20 protein-coding genes are annotated in these 20,488 nt (G+C 72.1%); 6 read left to right on the top strand and 14 right to left on the bottom strand.

Annotated features, from left to right (window positions below):
* Nucleotides 1–11: 11 nt before the first annotated feature.
* Nucleotides 12–656: a class I SAM-dependent methyltransferase gene (locus tag ACGFH8_RS18775; RefSeq protein ID WP_393368436.1), complete on the bottom strand. Its 645-nt coding sequence runs from the start codon at nt 654–656 to the stop codon at nt 12–14.
* Nucleotides 657–766: 110 nt separating this feature from the next.
* Between ACGFH8_RS18775 and ACGFH8_RS18780 the strand changes: the two genes are divergently transcribed.
* Nucleotides 767–1,363 (top strand): helix-turn-helix domain-containing protein, encoded by a 597-nt coding sequence (locus ACGFH8_RS18780; protein ID WP_393368438.1) that lies wholly within the window; start codon nt 767–769, stop codon nt 1,361–1,363.
* Here the strand turns inward: ACGFH8_RS18780 and ACGFH8_RS18785 are convergent.
* The 7 genes from ACGFH8_RS18785 to ACGFH8_RS18815 form a co-directional block, all read right to left on the bottom strand.
* Nucleotides 1,360–4,047: a bpX6 domain-containing protein gene (locus ACGFH8_RS18785; RefSeq protein WP_393368440.1), complete on the bottom strand. Its 2,688-nt coding sequence runs from the start codon at nt 4,045–4,047 to the stop codon at nt 1,360–1,362. The genes ACGFH8_RS18780 and ACGFH8_RS18785 overlap by 4 nt on opposite strands.
* On the bottom strand, nt 4,047–5,699 hold the full coding sequence (locus ACGFH8_RS18790; protein WP_393368442.1) for a hypothetical protein: 1,653 nt from the start codon (nt 5,697–5,699) through the stop codon (nt 4,047–4,049). Before ACGFH8_RS18790 ends, ACGFH8_RS18785 begins: the two co-directional genes overlap by 1 nt.
* Nucleotides 5,696–6,106 (bottom strand): hypothetical protein, encoded by a 411-nt coding sequence (locus ACGFH8_RS18795; RefSeq protein ID WP_393368444.1) that lies wholly within the window; start codon nt 6,104–6,106, stop codon nt 5,696–5,698. The genes ACGFH8_RS18790 and ACGFH8_RS18795 overlap by 4 nt, the downstream gene beginning before the upstream one ends.
* Nucleotides 6,103–7,254, bottom strand: a complete 1,152-nt coding sequence (locus tag ACGFH8_RS18800; RefSeq protein ID WP_393368445.1) for an AAA family ATPase — start codon at nt 7,252–7,254, stop codon at nt 6,103–6,105. Before ACGFH8_RS18800 ends, ACGFH8_RS18795 begins: the two co-directional genes overlap by 4 nt.
* Nucleotides 7,255–7,341: 87 nt before the next feature.
* Nucleotides 7,342–7,983 (bottom strand): hypothetical protein, encoded by a 642-nt coding sequence (locus tag ACGFH8_RS18805; protein WP_393368447.1) that lies wholly within the window; start codon nt 7,981–7,983, stop codon nt 7,342–7,344.
* Nucleotides 7,980–8,732 carry a hypothetical protein gene (locus ACGFH8_RS18810; protein ID WP_393368449.1) on the bottom strand — a complete coding sequence of 251 codons (753 nt, stop codon included), beginning with the start codon at nt 8,730–8,732 and terminating at the stop codon, nt 7,980–7,982. The genes ACGFH8_RS18805 and ACGFH8_RS18810 overlap by 4 nt, the downstream gene beginning before the upstream one ends.
* Nucleotides 8,726–9,439, bottom strand: coding sequence for an ABC transporter ATP-binding protein (locus tag ACGFH8_RS18815; protein WP_393368450.1), 714 nt, complete (start codon nt 9,437–9,439; stop codon nt 8,726–8,728). Before ACGFH8_RS18815 ends, ACGFH8_RS18810 begins: the two co-directional genes overlap by 7 nt.
* Nucleotides 9,440–9,551: 112 nt before the next feature.
* Between ACGFH8_RS18815 and ACGFH8_RS18820 the strand changes: the two genes are divergently transcribed.
* Both ACGFH8_RS18820 and ACGFH8_RS18825 read left to right on the top strand, forming a co-directional pair.
* Nucleotides 9,552–10,400 (top strand): sensor histidine kinase, encoded by an 849-nt coding sequence (locus ACGFH8_RS18820; RefSeq protein ID WP_393368452.1) that lies wholly within the window; start codon nt 9,552–9,554, stop codon nt 10,398–10,400.
* On the top strand, nt 10,397–11,062 hold the full coding sequence (locus ACGFH8_RS18825) for a response regulator transcription factor (RefSeq protein WP_357239979.1): 666 nt from the start codon (nt 10,397–10,399) through the stop codon (nt 11,060–11,062). Before ACGFH8_RS18820 ends, ACGFH8_RS18825 begins: the two co-directional genes overlap by 4 nt.
* Before the next feature lie 17 nt (nt 11,063–11,079).
* Here ACGFH8_RS18825 and ACGFH8_RS18830 read toward each other — a convergent pair whose 3' ends face one another.
* On the bottom strand, nt 11,080–13,260 hold the full coding sequence (locus ACGFH8_RS18830) for a HelD family protein (RefSeq protein ID WP_393368453.1): 2,181 nt from the start codon (nt 13,258–13,260) through the stop codon (nt 11,080–11,082).
* Nucleotides 13,261–13,541: 281 nt separating this feature from the next.
* Between ACGFH8_RS18830 and ACGFH8_RS18835 the strand changes: the two genes are divergently transcribed.
* Nucleotides 13,542–14,492, top strand: coding sequence for a hypothetical protein (locus ACGFH8_RS18835; RefSeq protein ID WP_393368455.1), 951 nt, complete (start codon nt 13,542–13,544; stop codon nt 14,490–14,492).
* A 48-nt stretch (nt 14,493–14,540) separates the two neighbouring features.
* Here ACGFH8_RS18835 and ACGFH8_RS18840 read toward each other — a convergent pair whose 3' ends face one another.
* From ACGFH8_RS18840 to ACGFH8_RS18850, 3 genes are read right to left on the bottom strand one after another with little or no spacing between them, the layout of a single operon-like run.
* Nucleotides 14,541–16,130, bottom strand: coding sequence for a serine hydrolase domain-containing protein (locus ACGFH8_RS18840; protein ID WP_393368456.1), 1,590 nt, complete (start codon nt 16,128–16,130; stop codon nt 14,541–14,543).
* Nucleotides 16,131–16,149: 19 nt separating this feature from the next.
* A complete protein-coding gene (locus tag ACGFH8_RS18845; RefSeq protein WP_393368458.1) occupies nt 16,150–16,425 on the bottom strand; it encodes a hypothetical protein in 276 nt (91 codons plus the stop codon).
* 2 nt (nt 16,426–16,427) lie between these two features.
* Nucleotides 16,428–16,766 (bottom strand): ArsR/SmtB family transcription factor, encoded by a 339-nt coding sequence (locus ACGFH8_RS18850; protein ID WP_393368460.1) that lies wholly within the window; start codon nt 16,764–16,766, stop codon nt 16,428–16,430.
* 183 nt (nt 16,767–16,949) lie between these two features.
* Between ACGFH8_RS18850 and ACGFH8_RS18855 the strand changes: the two genes are divergently transcribed.
* The gene (locus tag ACGFH8_RS18855; protein WP_393368461.1) at nt 16,950–18,323 is read left to right on the top strand and encodes a serine hydrolase domain-containing protein; all 1,374 of its coding nucleotides are present in this window, start codon (nt 16,950–16,952) and stop codon (nt 18,321–18,323) included.
* 28 nt (nt 18,324–18,351) lie between these two features.
* Here the strand turns inward: ACGFH8_RS18855 and ACGFH8_RS18860 are convergent, their stop codons facing one another.
* Both ACGFH8_RS18860 and ACGFH8_RS18865 read right to left on the bottom strand, forming a co-directional pair.
* Nucleotides 18,352–19,371 carry a hypothetical protein gene (locus tag ACGFH8_RS18860; protein ID WP_393368462.1) on the bottom strand — a complete coding sequence of 340 codons (1,020 nt, stop codon included), beginning with the start codon at nt 19,369–19,371 and terminating at the stop codon, nt 18,352–18,354.
* Nucleotides 19,368–19,952 carry a PadR family transcriptional regulator gene (locus tag ACGFH8_RS18865; protein ID WP_393368463.1) on the bottom strand — a complete coding sequence of 195 codons (585 nt, stop codon included), beginning with the start codon at nt 19,950–19,952 and terminating at the stop codon, nt 19,368–19,370. The genes ACGFH8_RS18860 and ACGFH8_RS18865 overlap by 4 nt, the downstream gene beginning before the upstream one ends.
* Nucleotides 19,953–20,120: 168 nt before the next feature.
* Here ACGFH8_RS18865 and ACGFH8_RS18870 point away from each other — a divergent pair, with 168 nt between their 5' ends.
* Complete coding sequence (locus ACGFH8_RS18870; RefSeq protein ID WP_393368464.1) at nt 20,121–20,351, top strand: hypothetical protein; 231 nt, start codon at nt 20,121–20,123, stop codon at nt 20,349–20,351.
* The last annotated feature ends 137 nt before the right edge of the window (nt 20,352–20,488 follow it).

Raw genomic sequence — 20,488 nt, forward strand, 5'->3', positions numbered from 1 at the left:
CACCGGGCGGGTCAGGGACGGCGGTTGGCTCTGACGACCACGTCGTGGATCGAGGCTGCGTGGCCGCCGTGCCCCGGCAGGGCCCGGTGCGACTCCCGAGCGGTCACGACCTGCCAGACGAGCGGGTCGAGGCGCGCGGTGATGTCGGCGGCTGTCACCGAGGCCGAGGCGGGCGGCCCGGTCTCGTCGTGCCCGTGCCCGGTGCCGGAGGCGTGATCCTGGTGGTGGAGGTGGCCGACGATGAGCAGGGTGCCGGCGGGGGCCACCCAGGACGCGATGCGGTCGTAGAAGTCCAACTGCGGCATGGCGGGATGCGCGTAGTGGGTGGTGACCAGGTCGTACCGTGTGTCCGGCTGCCACCTGGCCAGGTCCGCCTCGACCCACCGCACCCGGGCGGCGACGCCGCTGGCGGCGGCGCGCTCGGCCGCGCGGGCGAGCGCCGTGGTCGCGATGTCCGCCGCGGTGACCTGCCAGCCGCCGGTGGCGAGCCAGATGGCCTCGGCCCCGGCGCCGCAGCCCGCGTCGAGGGCCGTTCCGGGCGATAGGTCAGCGATCTCCCGTACCAGGTGCGGGTTGGGCTGGCCGGCGGCCATGGCGGCGGCACGATCGCCGTCCCAGATCTGGTCCCAGTAATCCTTGTCGAACGAGTGCGTCATCAAGGGTCTCCGTTGGTGGTAGGGACGCGGCCGGCGCGTCCACAGCCGCTCAACAGTGACCAGTAGCGGACGGATCCGCAAAACTTTTTGCCAAATGGCAAACTGGGGTGATGGACGAGTCGACTGACCGGACCCTGGACGCCGTCGGGCCGAGGCTCAAGCAGCTACGGCAGCGCCGCGACATCACCCTGACCGACCTCGCCGCGGAGACCGGCATCTCGACAAGCACCCTCTCCCGGCTCGAGGCCGGCCTGCGGCGTCCCACCCTCGAACAGTTGCTGCCGCTGGCCCGCGCGTACGGCGTCACCCTCGACGAACTCGTGGACGCGCCGCCGACCGGCGACCCACGCGTCAACATGCGCCCGCTGCCCACCAGCGACGGCTTCACTGTCGTGCCGCTGACCCGCCGACCCGGAGGCATCCAGGCCTACAAGTTCGTCCTCCCGGCCGGGCGCGACGACGCCGAACCCGACCTTCGTACCCACGAGGGTTACGACTGGGCCTTCGTCCTCAACGGCCGACTCCGGCTCGTGCTCGGCGAGCACGACCTCATCCTCGAACCCGGCGAGGTCGCCGAGTTCGACACCCGCACCCCGCACTGGTTCGGCGCCACCAGCTCAGGCCCTGTGGAGTTCCTCAGCCTCGTCGGCAAGCAGGGCGAACGCGCACATGTCCGCGCCGCCCCCCAGCGCCACGAATCCAGTTAGAGACGCGTACGCAGGCAGGCGACGGCCTGGCGGCGCGTGAGGTCGACGACGACAAGCCTGCCGCTCTCCTCCCACACGGTGAGGGTGTCGGCGTGGCGTCGCACGCCGATCGCGCCGACGGAGGGCGGAAACACCACGCGAAAATTGCCGTCGGCGATCTCCACGGTGGTGTCGGTGGGGCGGTCGACGCGCATGCCCCCGCCGGTCAGCAGGGTCGGCTTCGCCTCCACCATCCGGGTCGGCGCACCGTGCCCCCGCACCTCGTACGTGCCGGTGTGCTCGTCGTGGCGGGTGGTGATCAGCGCCGAGGAGGCGAGCAGCGCGACGCTGGCGAGGCCGTCGAGGTCGACAGGTCGGCGCAGCCGCAGCATGAGCGCGGGCAGGTCCCAGCGCCACACCTCGGTGTGGTCCGCGTCGGAGCCCGGTTGACGGGTGATCCGGACCAGCGCGGCGAGGCTGGTCGGGCTCCGGGCGATGTCGAGCACCGCGATGCCGGGGTCCAGTTCGCGCCACGTGACGCGGGGGACGTCGGCGGTCAGGTCGACGAACGCGATGCCGTCGTCGTCGACAACGGTGAGCAACGCGCCGTCGTAGCTGGGCAGCACGTGGTGCGCCGTGATGGCGACGGGTGGTCGCAGCCGGCGGGTGCTCAGGTCCAGGGCGCGGACTTCGCCGGAGGTGCCGTGCCGTGCGACGAGCAGGACGTTGGCGCCGTGATCGGCGACGACGAGTTGGTGTGCGGGTACGTCCCACCGGGCCCGGGTGCGCCCGTCCAGGCCGATCAGGCGTACCCCGAACTCGCCGTGTGCGGTCAGGATGGCGCGGCCGGCGAGCAGGACCGCGTCGTGGATCGGCAGTTGACCGGCGTCGCCGGCCGCCGTGATGTCGACCGGGGTGTCCGATCCGGGCACCCTGCTCGCGGGCAGCGGTGGCAGGTCGGCGGCGGCCAGCCGGTCGGCCCGGTCCCGCAGCCGGCCGGCGACCCGCCTGCGCTCGCCGGCGTCTCCGCCGGGGTCCCCTGCCGCGTCGCGGACCAGGAGACGCAGCGCGCCCGTGCACAGCCGGCGGTCCGCTGCCCGGTCGGTGCAGCGCAACTCGCCAAGCGCGGCCGCGAAGCCGCGCTGGGCCGGCGTCAACTCCCGGTCCCGAGAGTCGAGCAGCGCGAGCGCGGTGCCCACGCTGGTGGCGGTCGGGCGCCAGGTGACCAGGTGCGCGAAGAGGTACCCCGCGGTGTGGCCGCTGAGCGCCATCCCGGCCTGGATGTTCGTCACCACGAGCGGGCGCAGCGCGTCGTCGGGCCAGGCCGCCTCGACGGCCCCGAGATGATCGTCGGCGGCCTGCCGCGCGCCTACCCACTCGGCGCGCAACTGGCGGGCCGCCGCGACGTCGACGCCGGCAAGGCGCTCGACGGCCGCGGCGAACGCGCCCCGGGCCCGCGCCACCCGCAGCGCGCGGTCGCGGTCGCCGGCCCGCCACCACAGCCGCACCGCCAGGTCCGGATCGAGTTCCCGTCCCTCGGCGAGCGTCGCGGCGAGCCGGTACCTGCGGTGTCGCTCCAGCAGCGCGACCGCCTCGGCCGGCAGGTCGAGCAGATCCGCGAGGACGAACGCGGATTCCTCGACCCGGCCGGCACCGTCGAGTTCCGTGGCCGCCTGCAGGTAGAGCGTCCGGAGGTGGTGCTGGATCCCGACGTCGATCGGGACCCCCGCTCCGCCCGGGAGATGCGGGTGCGGCACCAGCTCGCCGGTGCGTGGGCGGGGGAGCCGGAGCGTCGGGCGTCCGCCGGAGCCACCCACCGCGATCGCCTCGCGCAGGGCGCTGTCCCAGTCCCGACGGGCGAATGCGGCATCGAGTCGCCGTAGGTAGCGGTGCTGCGCGTTGCGAGCCAGCAGGGCGGCCCGGCTGGCCAGCACGAGCCGGGCGAGCAGCGCGTTCCACCGTCCACCCGACGAGGTGCCGCGACCGGTTGGCGGTGCGCCGAGGTCCGCCGACGTCCCGGTGCCCCGGGCGATCAACCTGGAGATGCCCCAGAGCAGGCCCGCGCCGGCGCCGACAACAAGCATCGGGTGCGCCGCCGCGACGAGCGCGGCGAGGCCGTACGCGAGGACGGCCGCGCCGATCGCGACGATCTTCGCGACGAGGGTGTCGGGGAGCCGGCGCCAACGGCGTGATCGGGTGGACGCGGACAGCAACCGGCGGGTCCGGCGCGGTCGCGACGCGACACCGGCCACCGCGCGTAGGTCGGGTGCCGGTGGGGGTGGCTGCCAGGGCGCTGGTGTCGCCGCCGCGACGACCGGGCGGTCCAGTGCCGCGAGCGGCTCGATCCGCAGGGCGGTCAGGTCGATCCACGAACTCCTGTCGACGCGGGGCAGGTTCGCCCGGTTGGCAACGGTTGTGGTGCCCGCGTGGGGGAGGAGCACGTCCCCGTCCTGGGCACCCTCGACGGGGGTGCCGTGCGGGTGCAGGACGCCGGCACTGTCGACGAGGACGAGACCGGGGGCCAGCTCCGCGCGTACCGGGACGGCCTGGTCGAACTCCAGCAGCCACGCCCCGGTGGGCAGGTCGAACAGCGCGCTACCCGGCCGCCAGGTCTCGACAACCCGCCGGCGCGCCTCGACCTCCCCGAGCAGGGGTACGTCGATCAGCAGGGCGCGGGCCGGGAGCTGGCCACGAAACGCGCTCATCAGGTACTCCGAACCGTGCGCAGGACCTGGTTCGTGGCGAGGTCGGCGATCTCGATCAGTCCGTCCGGCCGTGGCACGGCCAGCCACGGCTTGCTCGGATGCACCGCCGGAGCGCCCACCCCGCCCGACCAGCGGGTGAGCGTCTGGGTTCGGGCCGGCGAGACAAGGCGGACGATCAGTCCGCTGCTCGACAGGGTCACCAGGTGGGGGCCGTCGATGTCGACCAGACCGACGACCGTCGTACCCTTGGCGATCGTCACGTCGCTGACCGGCCCGGACGCGGCGTGGATGCGCCAGGTGGCGTCCCCCACCGACCAGGCCGTCCTCGACCCGGCACCGAGGAGCACGCGCGAGGTGGTGGGAATCCGCACCCCGGCGGGCAGGCCGCTGGCCCGGATGTCGGTGCCGCCCCGCCAGGCCAGGCGGGGGGCGTCCAGCTGCCGGCCGGGGGCGACCGCCACATAGGACGACAGCGCGCGACCGGTGGACAGGTTCCACCACCCACCGCCGAACGCGCACAGCAGGTCACCGCCGAGGACGTAGAGCGGCGACAGCGGCCCCTCGGCAGCCGCCTCGACATCGGCGACGGACAGGCCGATGGCGGCCAGCGGCACCGCGAGGTCCTGCGTGCTGCCCAGCGCCTTACCGATCACGACCGGCCGCAACGTCTCGTCGACGCAGCTGAGGATGACGAGCCGCCGACCCAACCAGGAGGCGGCCAGCGCCGGGCCGGGCAGGTGGTGTCGTCGCGGACGGCCGGTCGGCACCCGGACCGAGACGACCTCGGCCGGTCCGTCGCCACGGGCGATCAGGTACGGCGCGGCGCTCGCGAACGTCGGTGTCCGCAACGACCCCACGGCCGGGCCGACGGGGACCGCGCGGAACGCGGTGCCGCGCAGGATCCGCAGCGCGACGTCACCGCACGGCAGCGGGAGATCGACGTGCCGATCACCGACGACGGCCCGGACGCCTGTCGCTCCGTCGACACCCCACTCCTGCTCGTGACTCACCAGCACCCGATGCCGGTCGGGCAGGTCGCCGGCGAGGTGCGGCCCGGTCAGCAACCACGCCTGATCGGCGGCGTCCACCTGCTCGGTCCACTCCCGGACTGTCGACGCGTCCGGCTCGGTGGCTCGGCGGGCGGCCAGCCAGCCGGCGAGCTGTCTACTGAGGTCACCGTTCCGCCAACTGCCCGGCCGTTCACCAAGCACTCCCAGCACCAACGACCGCCCCTGGCTGGTGGCCCGGCGGTGCAGCACGACGAGCGCGGCGAGCTGGACCAGCCGGGCGGCGCCCAACTGCTGCGGGCCGGTGTCGACGAGGACGACCACCCGTCCGCGCGTCACCGGGGATCGGGTGGCCGTCGCCAGGTACAGCAGTTCCCCGTCGGCGGCGCGGCGGACGAACTCGTCAGGTAGCTCCTGCCACAGCTGCAACTGCGACGGGAGTAGCCGCTCGATGGTGCCGCGCGGTGCCAGCCCGTCGTAGCCGTCGGGTTGGCCGTCGTCCGTGGCGGTGCCGTCCGCGCCGGAGAACAACTCGTCGATCCGTCGGACGAGCGGGCCCATGGCGAGCGCGACGTCGGCCGCCAGTGCCGACAGTGCCGGCGCCCAGGGGGCCAGCGACGCCGGGAGGGTCCGGTGGTCGGTCATGCGGGCGCCAGCCATCCGGGGTCGAGCGGCTCCTGCGGCAGCGGGCCGGCCAGGACCAGGCCGGGCAGCAGCGCGATCAGTCCGGCCGGCTGCTGGGTGAGGTGGCGCAACGGTTCGCGCAGCAGGTCGGCGCACGGCCAGGGCTCGGCGAGCGTCGGAACCAGCACGCCACCGTCCCACCCGAGGTAGACAGCGCCGTCGGCCCACGGCAGATCCGCCAGGTCACCGAGCACGATCAACCAGCTCTGCTCCCGGCCCGCGCAGGCGCGCAGGCGGGCCCCGGCGGTCACCCGCAGCAGCGTGTCCGCGCGCAACTCCGGCACCACCGCGTCGGCCGCGACCACGGCGGCGGCGGGAAGCGCGACGTCGCGCCCCCGCCAGCGCAGGGACACCTGTGCTGCGCTCACCGCTGGATCGCGGCGACCAGGAGGCCGCGCATGTCCCGCAACGCCGACGGGGCATCGGCCAGGACGAACTCCGCGTCGATCTCCCGCAGCGTCGCTTCGAGGCGCAGCCGGTCATCGTGCGTCAGCGGATCGGCGCCCACCTCGTCGAGCAGGCGGCGGCCGGCATCGACAAGGCGGGCCGCGCGGGCCTGTCGACCCCGGGCGAACTCCTCGGCCGCGTACACCAGACTGCCGTTTCGTCCCTGTGCCAACAGGTCGGACAGCGCCTCGCGGGCCGACGCCTGGGCGTCGAGGGTCGGCGCGATCAGCGGGAGCACCCAGAGATCGTCGGCGGTCGCCGTGGTGCGTCCGTCCATTGCCGCCGCGGCGGCCACCAGACGCTGCGACCGCACGACCCGGCGGTCACTGAGCGGTACGCCCGCCTGGCGCAACTGACGGATCGCGGCGGCCAGCAGGCCCCGCACACCCCGGAGGTCACAGTCGTTGGCCGCCCGGGACAGCCGGTCCACCGCCGGCAGCAGCGATCCGGTCGGGTCGGCCGGCCGGGCAGCCGCCGCCCAGCCCACCTCCAGCAGCTCGTCCAGTCGCGCGTCCGGGACCGGGGTGACGAAGACGCGGGCCAGGAACCGGTCCGCGAACGCGGCGAGAGCCGGATCGTCGGGCAGGCTGTTGGCAGCGCCGACGCAGACCCGCAGCGGGCACGACAGGAGAGTCGAGCCCCGCCGGAACACCCGCTCGTTCAGGACGCCCAGCAGGGTGTTGAGGACCGCCGTCGAACCGAGGAAGACCTCGTCGAGGAACGCCACCTCCGCCTCGGGCAGCATGCCCGCCGTCTCGAACTCCACCGACCCCTCGCGCAGCCGGCGCAGGTCGACCGGGCCGAAGATCTCGCTCGGCTCGGTGAACCGTCCGAGCAGGTACTCGAAGTAGCGGCCGCCGAGCTGGTCGGCGGTGCGCCGGACGGCTTCCGACTTGGCGGTGCCCGGCGCGCCGATGACGAGCACGTGCTCGCCGGCGACGGCGCTCAGGGCCACCACCTCGGCGACCACCTCCCGGTCGACGAGGCCGGTCCGGGCCCGCGCGATGGCCTCCCGCACGGCGGCGGCGTCCGTCGACAGGGGAACGGGCTGCCTGGAGATCGTCTGCACCGGCGAAGTCTACGGAAACCGCACGTCGACGGCGCACCACATATTGTGCCGGCCGGCGGCGTGGACGTACCGCGCCGACGTCAGGTGTCACGCGTCGCGGCGACGGAACGTCAGCGCGGCCACGGTGAGGGCGGCGAACGTCCACGCGATCGTGGCGGCGGCGCCGTGCGACGGGTCGAGGGCTGCGGTGTCCGGCAGGTAGGCGGCGCTGGCGGCGGACCCGGCCCGCAGCAGCGGTCCGGCGACGAAGTACAGCCCGAGCAGCAGGATCGCGGCGGACACGGCGCTGCGGACGACGCTGCCGACCGCCGCCGCCAGCAGTGTGGTGAGCGTCAGGTACCCGGTCGCGCCGGCCGTCCAGCCCGCCCCGTCGGCCGGCAGGGTGCTGGTGGCCGCCGTCGCGGCGGCCACCGGGAGCGTCAGCGCGGCCAGCGCGAGTGCCTTCGCCGCCTCCAGGGGCAGACGGCGGGGCATCGCGAGCAGTGTGGTCCGGATCTGGTCGCCCTCCTGGTACTCGGACGTGGCCGCCAGCACGCCGAGCACCAGGAAACCGGGCTGGGTGTAGCCGAGCGGACCCAGGGCTGCGTTGTCGCCGAGTCGATCACCGCGGGACTCGGCGGACGCGTACGCGTACGTCAGCAGGACGGTGGCGGCCCAGGTCAGCAACGCGGTCCGGCGCAACGACGGCAGGGTCAGCAGTTTGCGCAGTTCGGCGCGGGTGGCGTTCACGCGTCGCGCCGCTGGAACAGGACGGCCCCGACCGCGAGCAGCGCGAGGATCCAGGCCGTCATCACCAGGCCGGCGGTCACCGGCGCAACCTCGACGGGGAAGTCCGCGCCGCGGATGAACATCTGCGCCCCGACGATGTCCGGTAGGTAGGAGGCGAGGTCGGTGACCTTTGTCAGCAGGTACGAGACGGACACCACGGAGCTGTTGATGATCAGCAGTGTCAGCGGCACGATTCCGTTGCGGGTGATGAGCGTGATCGCGTACGCGAGGAGCGCGGTAAGCGTCCAGTAGAGGATCGCGGCGGCGATGCGCGTCGGGGCGGGTACCGGCGCGTGGTCGCCGTGCAGCACCTGGGTGAGGGTGAGGGTGGCGGCGGCGGTGACCGCCGCCTGTGCCGCGACGACGAGCACCAGCGCGGTGGTCTTCGCCGCGAGCAGCCGCAGCCGGTTGGGCACCGCGGCGAGGGTGGCCGTGAGCTGGCGGGCGCCGGGGGCGTCCCGAGCGGTGGACGTGTATTCGCTGCTCACCACGATGACGCCGAGGACCATCGGACCGATCAGGCCGATACCCAGGTCGTTCAGGCCCAGGTCGGACGTGTCGGTGAGGGTGCCGTCGGCGATCGCGCGGCGGGTGTACGGCGCGTTCAGCAGGACGACCACGGGAGCGATGAGGGTGCCCAGCACCAGGCCGATCCAGGCGGTGGGCAGGCCGAGCAGCTTGCGGATTTCGGCCCGGACCAGGTTCACCATGGGCCACCCGCCTCGGTGGCGGTCAACGCGAAGAAGGCGTCCTCCAGGGTGCGGTGACCGCCGGTGACGTCGGCGAGCCTGCCGTGGGTCACGACCCGACCCTTGTCGATCACCACGACGTCGTCGGCGATCTCCGCCAATTCGCCCATCAGGTGACTGGAGAGCAGGACGGTGCGGCCCTGTGCGGCGCTGTCGCGCAGGAATCCGCGCATCCAGCGGATCCCGGCCGGGTCGAGCCCGTTGACCGGCTCGTCCAGGACCAGCACCTCCGGGTCACCGAGCAGCGCGGTGGCGAGCCCGAGCCGGCGGCTCATGCCCAGGGAGAATCGGCCGGCGCGCTTGCGCGCGTCGCCGGTCAGGCCCACGGTCTCGAGGACCTCGTCGGCGCGGGAGTCCGGCAGACCGTTGCTGGCGGCCACCCAGCGCAGGTGGGCACGGGCCGTGCGGGCCCGGTGCGCGCCGCTGCCGTCGAGCAGGGCGCCGACAGTCGTCAGCGGGCGGTCCAGTTTCCGGTACGGGTGTCCGCAGATCAGCGCGGTGCCGCTCTGCGGGCTGTCCAGGCCGAGCAGGATCCGTAGCGTCGACGTCTTGCCGGCGCCGTTAGGACCCAGGAAGCCGGTGACCCGGCCGGGTCGGGCCTCGAAGGTGACGTCGTGCAGGATCCGCGTCCCGCTCTTGGTCTTGCTGACGCGATCGATCGTGATCATGGGTCGAGTCAACAGGTGAGCCGACAAGCACACATCGGACCGTTCTCGGATCCCCGCGGCCCGGTCGGTCCACGGACCGTCAGACCCTGGTCTGAGAACTACAGTCGGGGAGGTGAACGTCCACCCGCGCCCCTCCGGACGGTCCAGGATCGTGCCGGTGGTCGCCGTGGTGGCCACCGTGCTGGTGATGGCCATGTGCACGGTCGGCACGCAGGGCCCGCTCGCCATCGTGCTGCCGCCGCTGATCGTCGGTGGCGCTGTCGCGGCCGCGGTGTGGGCGGTGCGGCGGTCCCGCGCGGACCGCACCGCCTACGAGGCGCGGCTGACCGCCTGGGCCGCGTCCGAGGCGGTGCTGGCCGAACGGTTGCGGATCGCCCGCGACCTGCACGACATCGTCTCGCACGGCCTGGGTCTGATCACGGTCCGCGCGGCGGCCACCCGGCACCTGCCCAAGCCGGCCGAGGTGCAGGTGGCGCTCACCGACATCGAGGACGCGAGCCGGCACGCCACCGCCGAGCTGCGCCGCATGCTCACCGTCCTGCGGGAGCCGTCCGCCGCCGGCCGCCGTGCGCCGGTGGACAGCCTCGACGACCTGCCCGACATCGTGCACGCGGCGTCGCTGGCCGGGATTCGGGTACGGCTGACGGTCGAGCAGCTCGGCCCGGTGTCACAGGGCGTACAGGTCGCCGTCTGCCAGACCGTGCGGGAGGCGCTCAGCAACGCCGCGCGGCACGCGGGACCGACCGACGTGCGGGTGTCGGTGCACCGGGACGGGACCCACGTGGTGGTCACGGTGGCGGACACCGGCCCGTCGGTCGACGGTTGGCGAGCGTCGCCGGGCGCCGGCCACGGGCTGGCCGGGCTGCGGGAACGGGTCGGCAGTCTCGGCGGCGCCCTGTCGGCGGAGCCTGTCGACGCGGGCTTCCGCCTCACCGCGCGGATCCGGGACGAGGCGGCGTGAGCGACATCCGGGTGCTGCTGGTGGACGACCAGGCGCTGCTGCGACACAGCCTCGCCATGATCATCAACAACGAGCCGGACCTGGCCGTCGTCGGCGAGGCCGGTGACGGCGCGCGGGCTGTGGCGTGCGCCCGTACCACCCGCCCCGACGTCGTCCTGATGGACGTTCGGATGCCGCACCTGGACGGCCTCACGGCCACCCGTCGCATCTGCGCCGACCCCGCCCTGTCCACCGCCCGCGTCCTGGTCCTGAGCATGTTCGAGCTCGACGAGTACGTCTACGAGGCGTTGCACGCGGGAGCCTCGGGTTTCCTGCTCAAGGACGCCCGCCCCGACGAGCTGATCGAGGCGATCCGTCGTACCCACCGAGGTGAGTCGCTGTTCGCGCCGTCGATCCTCACCCGGCTCGTCGCGCACTACGTCACGGCGCCCCGACCCGATCGGCCGACGCCGGCACTGCGGCGGTTGACCGGCCGTGAGGTGGAGGTGCTGACGCTCATCGGTGGCGGCCTGTCGAACGACGAGATCGCCACCGCCCTGGTGATCTCGGTGAAGACGGTGAAGACGCACATCACGCACCTGATGGCGAAGCTGGCCGTACGGGATCGGGCGCAGCTCGTGATCGCGGCGTTCGACGCGGGCCTGGTGCGGCCACGCCGCTGAACCGGACGGGTTCTGGGTCAGCTAGGGCGTGTGAGGATCACCTGGCCGAGTTCCTGGGTGCATCGGGTCAGCGCGACGTAGAGGCCGTTCCAGCCACGCGGTTCGGCGGCGATGCCCTGCGGGTCGACGAGGAGCGTCGCGTCCCATTCCAAACCCTTGGCCTGGGCGGCGGTGAGCACCGGCACGTCGCTCAGGACGGCCAGGAGTTCGGTGATGCGGTCGGCGGGGGCGACGACGCCGACCGTGCCGCCACGCCACCGTTGCCGAAGCTGTCGCACCGCCTGGGCGGCGGCGCCGGCAAGCTCGGCGGGTGTGGTGGTGAGCTCCCAGGGGGCGATGCCGGAGGAACGCACCGCCCGTGGTGGCGCGTTGTGGCTGCCAGCTCTCGTCAACACCGGCCCGGTGAGGTCCATGACCTCACGCGGGGTCCGGTAGCAGATGGTCAGTTCCGCGGCGGTCCAACGGTCTCCGAAGACTGCCTGCACCGCCTGTGCCCAACTGCTGTGCCGGTGCGCCGCCTCCGCCTGGTCGATGTCACCGACCGCGGTGATGGAGCGACTGGGACAGCGCCGTACGACCATCTGCCACTGCATCTCGGACAGCTCCTGCGCCTCGTCGACACAGACATGGCCGTACACCCAGCCGCGCTGTCGGCGGGCGCGGTCGGCGACGAATTCGCCCTGGGGTTGCGGGGCTTCGACCTCGCCCAGCAGGTCGGCGAGAGCGTCGAGCAGGGCGATGTCGCTCGATGCCCACTCGGCCGGCTCGGCCGCGACGGCGGTGATCTCCGCCGGGGACAGCCGCGGTGCGAACCGGGCCAGCAGGGTGGGGTCGGTCAGGAGAGCACCCAGCAGGGCCTCGGCGTCGAGGGTGGGCCACCAGGCCTCGACGAACCGGGCGATGCTGGCGCTTCCGGCGATCCGCGAACGAAGATCCTCGACCTCCTCCTCGGAGAGCACGCCGTTGACGTCGCTGCCGGTGGGGGCCCGGCCGAGGTGGTGCTCGCGCGTGAGGTCCCGGTCGACGCGGGCGAGGATGTCCTCGAAGCCCTCCTCCATCTCTTTCATCAGTGTCTCGCGCTGTTCGACGACGGCGTCGGCGAGGAGGTGGTGCAGCTGCTCGGCGAAGACCGCGCGGGCGCGATGGTACGGCCGGCCCTGCACCGCCGAGGCGAGCGCCTGCGCCACCGTCGCGGCGGCGATGGCGTAGAACTCGCCCTCCCAGCGCAGCTTCAGCTCACGGGGCCGGGGGAGCAGCGACGTGACGTAGCTTTCCAACGCGGGTTGCCAGAGGGCCCGGCCCTTGATCTCGGCGAGCTGCCGGCTCTCGTCGCGGGCCACCCGGATCCCCGGCAGCAGGGTGTCGCAGGTCGCCGAGACGACTGCGGTCTCACCGAGCGCGGGCAACACCTGGGCGATGTACTGGAGGAACCGTGGCGAGGGGCCGAGGACCAGGACCGCCTGCTCGGCCATCGCCCGGCGGGCGAACAGCAGGTACGCGACGCGGTGCAGGGCAACCACGGTCTTGCCGGTGCCGGGGCCGCCCTGAACGATGAGCGGGCCGGTCGCCTCGGCCCGGATGATGTCGTCCTGCTCGCGTTGCAACGTCGCGATCGCCGTCGACATGTGGCCGGTGCGCCGCTGGTCGAGGGCGGCCAGGAGAGCGCCCTCACCGACGAGTTCCGCCGACAGGGTCCCGTCCAGTGGCTCGTCGTCGACGCCGACGACTGTCGATCCGGTCGTCCGGATGTGCCGGCGACGTGCCTGGCCCTGGGGGTCGACAGCCGTCGCGGTGTAGAACGGCCGAGCCGCGGCGGCACGCCAGTCCACGAGCAGTGGCTCACCGTCCTCGCTGTCGTCGCGCAGACCGATGCGGCCGACGTGCAGCACCGTGCCGTCGAGGCCGTCGAGGCGGCCGAACACCAGCCCGTCCCGTGCTCGCCGTAGCTCTTCGTACTGGTGACGGAGCATGCGCTGTCGGGCCTGTTCCACCGGGTCCAGGGCCTCGGCGGAAAGCTCCACCCGGAGGTGGTCGACCAGCCTGTCGCGCCGGGCCGTGGCCAGGTCGAGAAACGCCTGTTCCTCGGCGACCGCGGATCGGCGGGCGACGTCCTCCGCGGCGGCACTCGGCGGTGCGCCGTCGGAGGTCTCCTCGCTGAATCCAGCAGTGCCGTTGTGCGGAGCAGAATCCAGGCGCATTCGCAATCCCCGTGCTTGTGGTCCCCGGGCCGCGGATGAGCCCGCAGCCTATTCCCGGGCGAGCATAGAACTCATTCTCCTCATCGCCCAGGAAATCTGTCGCCAGAGACGGGAATCTCAACGTCTTGCTAATCCGGTCCGCCTATGGCCTTAGTCAAACCGTATTCGCTTATTGACAGTTCGGTCATTACCTGATCTGAACATGGACACTCCCATTGGCCCGCCCGGTCACGCGCCGTCCGGGGGTGCCGGCCGCTTGATCGACGACTAGCATTCCCCGCGTGATCGAGGAGCTGATCGAGAAGGTGGCGGTCGAGGACGACGAGGCCATCGAGGAACTGTCCGCCATCGCGGACACGGACCCGCAGAGGCTGGCCCCGCACCTCGGGTACCTGCTCGATCGGGACGTGCTGTGGCCGGCGACGTTGTACCGGGCGGCGGAGGTCGACGTGGTCCGCCGGGTCATCGAGCGGATCGACGGCGGCACCACGCCGGACGACCTCAACGAGCTCCTCCTCATCCTGGCGCACACCGCTCACCCGCTGGCCGAGAGCGCCCTGCGTCGCTGGACGACGCAACCGCCGGCCGGCGCGGAGGACCTGCACGTCAGTGCGCTGGGGTACGCCGAAGAGGCCGGTTGGACGATCGGCCCGGACGGCAGCCGCCGGGATCTGTGCGGCGGCACCGCGTACCAGTGGGTCATGCGCGAGACGCCGCCACGCGCGGACCGGCCCACCTGCCCGTGGTGCGCGTCGCCGTTGTGGATCGCCGTGGATCTCGACACCGCGGAGCCTGCCGTCGGCGCCGCGCTGGCCCACACCGGCTGGTCCGGCCGACTGGTCGTGGAGACCTGCCATTTCTGCGTTTGCTACACGACGCTGTACAGCCAGGTCACGCCGGCCGGCACCACCACGTGGTGGCCCGGCAACACCCGCCAGAGCTACATCGGTTCCACCGAACCGGAGGATCCGCCGACGCTGGCGCCGATCCTGGGTCCGGCTCGGAAGAGTCCCTATCAGGCGAGCGCGTGGGATCGGGGCGGTTCGACCCTGGGCGGCGCGCCCGAATGGATCCAGGACGCCGAGCACGCCGACTGCCCCGGGTGCGGCCAGAAGATGGACTACGTGGGTCTGGTGGGCGGCGCGGACCTGGACGACTACGGCGAGGGTGCCCACTACCTACACCTGCACCAACCGTGCGGGTTCGCCGCCGTGAACTACCAGCAGAGCTGAACCCCGTAAACGCTCGCGGGTTCGCGGCGGACGGTGGGAAGCCTGCCATCACGTTGTCCGAACGACCGTCCGCGGACGTGGTGTCGTGTCGGTGTCCGTCGGACGTGTGGTTGCCATGCTGGACAGGCCCATGGCCAGTCGGGTCAGGGCCAGTGCGGTTGCCAGGGCGACCACGGCGATGATGGCGTGACCGAGGTCCGGTGCCCACAACTGGAGCTTGGCGAGGTCGGCGCCCTGCCAGAAGGACGGCACCTTGGCGGCGCCGGCCGCCACAGCGGCGGATCCGCAGGTCCAGGCGGTGGTGGCGATGATGGAACGGACGCGCGAGCGGGCCGGCGGGATGGTGCCGTGCCGGAGTCTGCGGATGAGGCGGGTCCAGGACCAGACCAGGGCGGTGATCAGCACCACGGCGACGCCGAGCAGGCCGGTCAGCACCCAGACGTGAACCGGGTCGGCGGCGGCGGCCGTGGGTGTGCCACCGTGCAGGATGCGGGCCAGATTGAACGCTCCGGCGCTGAGCGGAGCATCCATCGGCAGACCGTAGATGTTGGTCATGATGATGACGGCCAGGTTCGACTCGGGTGCGAGCACGAGGTGGGTGAAGTAGTCCGGGGTCGCACCGGCGTGCCAGACGATGCGGGTGCCGACGCCGTCGAGGGTGCTGTTCCTCCAGCCGAACCCGTAACTGCCGTGACCCGTGGACACGGTGCCGGTGTGCATCTGTTTCGTGCTGTCGGTGCCGAGAATCCGGGTGTCGCCGTAGCGACCACCGTTGAGCTGCGCGATCGCGTAGTGGGTCAGGTCGTCGAGGCTGGCGGCGAGGAAGCCGTACGGCACTCCGGCGGTGTCGAACGGCGCGGCGAAGCGCCGCGGCTGGCCGAGGTAGTAGCGGTGCCCGGCCGGGATTCCGATCGCGCGGGCCTCGTCGACGGTGGCCGCGGAGTGCGTCATCTGTAGCGGGTCGAGCACGTGGCGGCGCAGGTACGCGCCGAAGGTGCCGCCTGTGACGTCCTCGACGAGCGCGCCGAGAATCATGTAGTTGGCGTCGCTGTACTCGTAGCGCTGCCCGACGGCGGCGGTGGATCGGAGGGTGGCCAGGTCACGCACGGACCGGGTCAGGCCACCAGGTTGGTTGTCGTACCTGTCGGTCAGGCCGGTGCTCGCGACTTCCGGTAGGCCGCTGGTGTGGGTCAGCAGTTGCCGGACGGTGACCGTTCGGGCGGTGTGCGCGTCAGCAAGTGTCAGCCAGGGCAGGTAGGTGGACGCCGCGGTGTCGAGGTCGACGCGGCCGGCCTCGACCAGTTGCGCCACCGCGAGCGCGGTGAACGACTTGCTCGTCGAACCGAGCAGGAACGGTGTCTGTGCCGTCATCGGACGGCCGTCACCGTCGACGCCCCAGGCGCCGCTTCGGAGCACCTTGTCGCCGCGTACCACCGCGTACGCCAACCCGGGTGCCTTGATCTGCTCCAGGTAGGCGTGCAGGTAGTTCTCGCCGGCGGCCAACTCGTCACCGGGCGCGGCGCGGTTGAGCACCGGGTCGGCGGCGGCCGGCGCGGCCGTTGTGGCCAGCACCGTCAGGCAGCCGGCCACCGTGACCAGACGTCCGGCCAGCCTTCGTAATCGGGTGTATTGGCTCATGTCACACGTCCCTTCCCCTTCAGCCGATCTGGCTCAGGAGCTTCTCCAGCGCGGCCAGCCGATGCCTGACCTCGCCGAGCTCTGCCCGCACGCGCGTGAGTTCGTCGGCCATGGCCTGGCCTCCGTCGGCGCTCCGCTCGGCCAGCAGCCGGTAACCCTCCTCCCGCGTTGCGGCGTAACGGGCGCGATAGAGGCCGAGCCCGACGAGACCGGCGACGACGATCACCGTCGCCACGATCACCGCCGAGGCGATGGTGGAGGTCTGCGCGATGTCCATCGCCATCTGCTGGGTCATCCTCACTTCTCCTGTTCTCTGGCCGGCTCCGCGCCGGTCAGGGTCTGCGCGGCCAGCGCGACCGCCGCCAGGTCCAGGGACACCGTGAACGGGGTGGCCTGGAAATACTTCACCGAGCTGCCGTCCGGTGCGGTGACCAGTTCACCGGTCACCAGATCGGCTGCCTCCAACTTCTGCAGGTGCATGTAGAGCAGCGGTCGATTCATCTGCAGCCGCCGTGCGAGTTCGCTGACGTAGGTGCGACCGTGGCTGAGGGCGGCAAGGATCCGCAGTCGGTGCGGGCTGGCCAGCGCGGCCATCAGTGACACCAGCTCGTCACCGGTCCGCGGGGTGCCGCTCATCCAGGGATCCCTTCTCGGCACGGATGTCAGAATTCTCTGACATCGGGGTGTCAGGAAAGTCTGACACCGGCGCTGGGTGGTGTCAACGTGGCCCCGTCACGCGGTTCACTCACCACCGTGTGCGGGGAACTGGACGCGTCGGATCGTGACGGAGCTGTGCTGGCCGCCCGGTAGGTTGCCCACATGTCATCGACCCCGACGCCACTGCTCCCCGAAACCCGACGCGCGCTGCTCCACCGGCTGGCCACCGGCCAGGTGGCGGGTCGGGCGCCTTCGGTCGTCGCTGCCGTGGTGCGTGACGGCCGTCCGGAGTGGATGGACGGGCGCGGAACCGTGGACGGCAGGGTGCCGGATGGCAATCTCCAGTACCGGATCGGCTCGATCACCAAGACCCTCCTGGCGGTGCTTGTGCTGCGCCTGCGCGACGAGGGGCGACTCGCGCTCACCGACCCGCTGGCCGAGCACCTGCCGGGCACGGCGGCGGGCCAGGCCACGATCGGTGCACTGCTGGGGCACACCGCCGGGCTGATCGCCGACGCGACCGGCCCGTGGTGGGAACGAACCCCCGGCGCGCTGCGACAGACCCTGGCCGACGTGCTGGGCAGCGAACCGCAGGTGCATCCGGCCGGGCAGCGCCACCACTACTCCAGCGTTGGTTATGCCCTACTCGGCGCGCTGGTGCAGCGGGTTCGGGGCCAGGCGTGGGGCGAGGTGCTGCGGCGCGAGGTGCTGGAGCCGCTCGCGATGACCCGCACCACCCTGCTGCCGGTCGCGCCGCATGCCACGGGCTGGGCGGTACATCCCTGGGCCGACGTGCTCCTCGCGGAGCCCGCCGTGGACACCGGTCTGATGGCGCCTGCCGGGCAGCTGTGGTCGACCGCGACGGACCTGGCCAGGTTCGCCGCGTTCCTTCTCGACGGCGACGACCGGGTGTTGCATCCGGACACCGTCGCGCAGATGCGCACCCCGGCGAGCCCACCGGAGGCGACGGACTGGGACAGCGGCTACGGGCTCGGCATGCAGATGCTGCGCCGCGACGGCCGATTGTTGGCCGGGCACACCGGCTCGATGCCGGGCTTTGTCGCGGCCGTGTGGGTCAGCCCCGACGACGCGTTGGGCGCGGTCGTCATGGGTAACGTGACCGCCGGCCTGTCCGCCGGTGCTCTCGCCGCCGATCTGCTGCGGACGGTCGCCGAGCGGGAGCCGCGGATCCCCGCGCCGTGGCGACCACTGCCCTCGCTCGACCCACAGCTACTGGATCTTGCTGGCCCGTGGTACTGGGGGCCGGCCCCTTATGTGCTGCGCCCGCAGGCGGATGACGTCGTGGAGTTGGCCTCGCTGTCCGGCGGGCGCGGCACCCGGCTGCGCCCCACCGGCGACGGCGACTGGGAGGGGATCAACGGCTACTTCGCCGGCGAACGACTGCGCGTGCACCGCGACGCGGCGGGCGCCGTCAGCCACCTCGATCTCGGCACCTTCGTCTTCACCCGGCAGCCCTACGACCCCGCGGCGCCGGTCCCCGGCGGTGTCGACCCGGCCGGTTGGCGGGCCGGCTGACAAGCGCCGGCGCCGGTCCTCCCCGATCCTACGGTCGGCCAGGGATGTCTGGTGCGGGCAGCGGGTCGGTGCTACGGACGATGTCGCGGTAGACGGCGAAGGCTGGCTTGGGTCGATAGGTGTCGGTGACGAGGCCGAGAGTCCCGGTGGGTTCGGTGGAACCGCTGTCGGCGTCCCGGAGGCTGAACAGTTCGTAGTGGGTGATGTGCAGCGCCAACTGTTCGGTGCGGATGACGCCGAGCATGTCCGCAAGCGAGTCGCACTGTGCCTGCTCGGTGCGTGGTGACCCGCTCGGGGTTCCGTTCTCCACGATGTGGACGGGAGTGTCGGGCGGGATGTGCGCGCGGGGCAGCGACACGCCCCGCAGGTGGTGCAGGGCGTGGGTGGTGAGGGACGCGGTGTCTCCCGGGTTGCCCCGCGGGGCGACGGGTGCGAAGGCGTCGGGGTACAGGCCCAGGCCGACGTAGTCGACGTGGGCCGCGAAGTCCTGGTACGGGATCGAGGACAGGTGCGACCAGAATTGGTCGTCGCCGCCCAGCCATTCCGGTGGTTCGGCGACGGAGAAACCGACCCGCACGTGCTGGAGACCTCGCCGGTCCAGTGCGGCGCGCGCGTGCGGGATGCCGAGGACCAGGGCTTCGCGTACGCCGGGGGAGCTTCCGTCGATGAGCGGGATGGGGAAGTTCGGCTCAAGCGTCACCTGGAGGTAGCGCGTCAGGTGACCGTAGCGGTCGATGACGGTGTCGAGGAAGACCAGCCATCCGGCGAGGTCAGCGGTCCGGGGGAGGTAGCTGACCACGAGGTCCAGCTCGCGGTTTCCCTCGACGTACCACTCGTCGGGCATCGTGAGGTGCGCGAGTTCGTGGTCGGCGCCGAGCGAGGTGACGACGTCCGGCGGTGTGGTGTCGCCGAAGAAGTGCACATACTCGCGGACGACGAAGGCGCGACCGCCCGAGAGGTCGTCGACGAGGTGGCGGATCGCGGCGACATCGGGTGGGTGGGAGCAGACCGTGCCGGCCCGGCCGCCCGGATAGATACCGAACTTCATGCTTCTGCGCTCCCACGTGTGTCGGGTTGCTGGGTCGGCCAGCCGATCTCGTGCGACCGGATCCGCCGCACCAAAGTCCTGATCCAGGTGGCTTCGGTGGCGACGATGGTGCGCCAGTAGGCGACTTCGAGCATGTGTACTTCGAGCACGTCACCGTCGGGCGGCCCGGAAAGGGCGGCCAGTTCCTGGTCGAGCCGGTCGGCGCGATCGTCCAGGATGCCCGCCGCCTGGTCCTCGGGGAGAACACCGACGTAGGCGACCGCCATGACGAAGTCCACGGACGCGGCCGGGGACTCGCGCACCCCGGCCTCGATCTTGTGGCGGAAGTCGGCGAGTCCCGCGGCGGTCAGCTCGTAGGCCGTACGGGGTGGCCGGTTGCCTATCCGCTCGGGCTGGCGGGAGGAGACCGTGCCTGCCTTCTCGAGCGCCTTCAGCAGAGACGTGACAGTGCTGCGGGTGACCGGGAGGTGTCCGTATCGCTCGCGTAGTCGTGTCGTGATGTCGTAGCCGTGCGCCGGCTGCTCGACGAGGAGTCCGAGGATCGGCAACACCAGGCTGTTGCGGGACGCGTCCAGAGGCACCCGGCCAACCTATAGGCGTATACGTCTAATCGCAACGCCAGCGGGTAACCGTCGCTCGGTCGGGGCTCGGCGTTGCGATACTCTCCAGGCGCCCACACCGGGGTCGAGCAATCCGCGTCCGCCGGCCTTCGATGGCCGACAGGGCGCCCCAGTTCCAGGGAGATACCGATGCCGGAGCCTGAGCTGCCCGCGCACGACGACCACCAGGCGGATGCCGAGACCACGGCCGAAACCACTGCCGAGGCCGAGGCCGACCAGCCTGCCGCTCCCGCGAATCGGGCTGCCCGACGCGCGAAGGGCAAGGTCGCCTCACCCCAACCGCATGGGAAGGGTCAGCACTTCGGCGGTCGGGGCTCGGTCCAGAGCCCGCGGCAGTGGGGTAACCGGCGAAGCGGCTGACCCGTCGGCGGAGCCCGTCGTCAGCAGACGGCTCCCCGGGCGGGCGCGGTGGCAGCGCCGGAGTGCTGGGGGCATCTGTACCTAATGTAGGACTTCTTCGCATAAGACCGGTTAATGCGAGTCTTGCTCCACTACGT

Source organism: Micromonospora sp. NPDC049175 (assembly GCF_043197345.1).
Taxonomy (GTDB): Bacteria; Actinomycetota; Actinomycetes; order Mycobacteriales; family Micromonosporaceae; genus Micromonospora.

Bases quoted from the DNA above. Each gene is read 5' to 3' on its own strand.
- ACGFH8_RS18775 (WP_393368436.1), bottom strand. From the start codon at position 656: ATGACGCACTCGTTCGACAAGGATTACTGGGACCAGATCTGGGACGGC.
- ACGFH8_RS18780 (WP_393368438.1), top strand. From the start codon at position 767: ATGGACGAGTCGACTGACCGGACCCTGGACGCCGTCGGGCCGAGGCTC.
- ACGFH8_RS18785 (WP_393368440.1), bottom strand. From the start codon at position 4,047: ATGAGCGCGTTTCGTGGCCAGCTCCCGGCCCGCGCCCTGCTGATCGAC.
- ACGFH8_RS18790 (WP_393368442.1), bottom strand. From the start codon at position 5,699: ATGACCGACCACCGGACCCTCCCGGCGTCGCTGGCCCCCTGGGCGCCG.
- ACGFH8_RS18810 (WP_393368449.1), bottom strand. From the start codon at position 8,732: ATGGTGAACCTGGTCCGGGCCGAAATCCGCAAGCTGCTCGGCCTGCCC.
- ACGFH8_RS18815 (WP_393368450.1), bottom strand. From the start codon at position 9,439: ATGATCACGATCGATCGCGTCAGCAAGACCAAGAGCGGGACGCGGATC.
- ACGFH8_RS18830 (WP_393368453.1), bottom strand. From the start codon at position 13,260: ATGCGCCTGGATTCTGCTCCGCACAACGGCACTGCTGGATTCAGCGAG.
- ACGFH8_RS18840 (WP_393368456.1), bottom strand. From the start codon at position 16,130: ATGAGCCAATACACCCGATTACGAAGGCTGGCCGGACGTCTGGTCACG.
- ACGFH8_RS18845 (WP_393368458.1), bottom strand. From the start codon at position 16,425: ATGACCCAGCAGATGGCGATGGACATCGCGCAGACCTCCACCATCGCC.
- ACGFH8_RS18850 (WP_393368460.1), bottom strand. From the start codon at position 16,766: ATGAGCGGCACCCCGCGGACCGGTGACGAGCTGGTGTCACTGATGGCC.
- ACGFH8_RS18855 (WP_393368461.1), top strand. From the start codon at position 16,950: ATGTCATCGACCCCGACGCCACTGCTCCCCGAAACCCGACGCGCGCTG.
- ACGFH8_RS18860 (WP_393368462.1), bottom strand. From the start codon at position 19,371: ATGAAGTTCGGTATCTATCCGGGCGGCCGGGCCGGCACGGTCTGCTCC.
- ACGFH8_RS18870 (WP_393368464.1), top strand. From the start codon at position 20,121: ATGCCGGAGCCTGAGCTGCCCGCGCACGACGACCACCAGGCGGATGCC.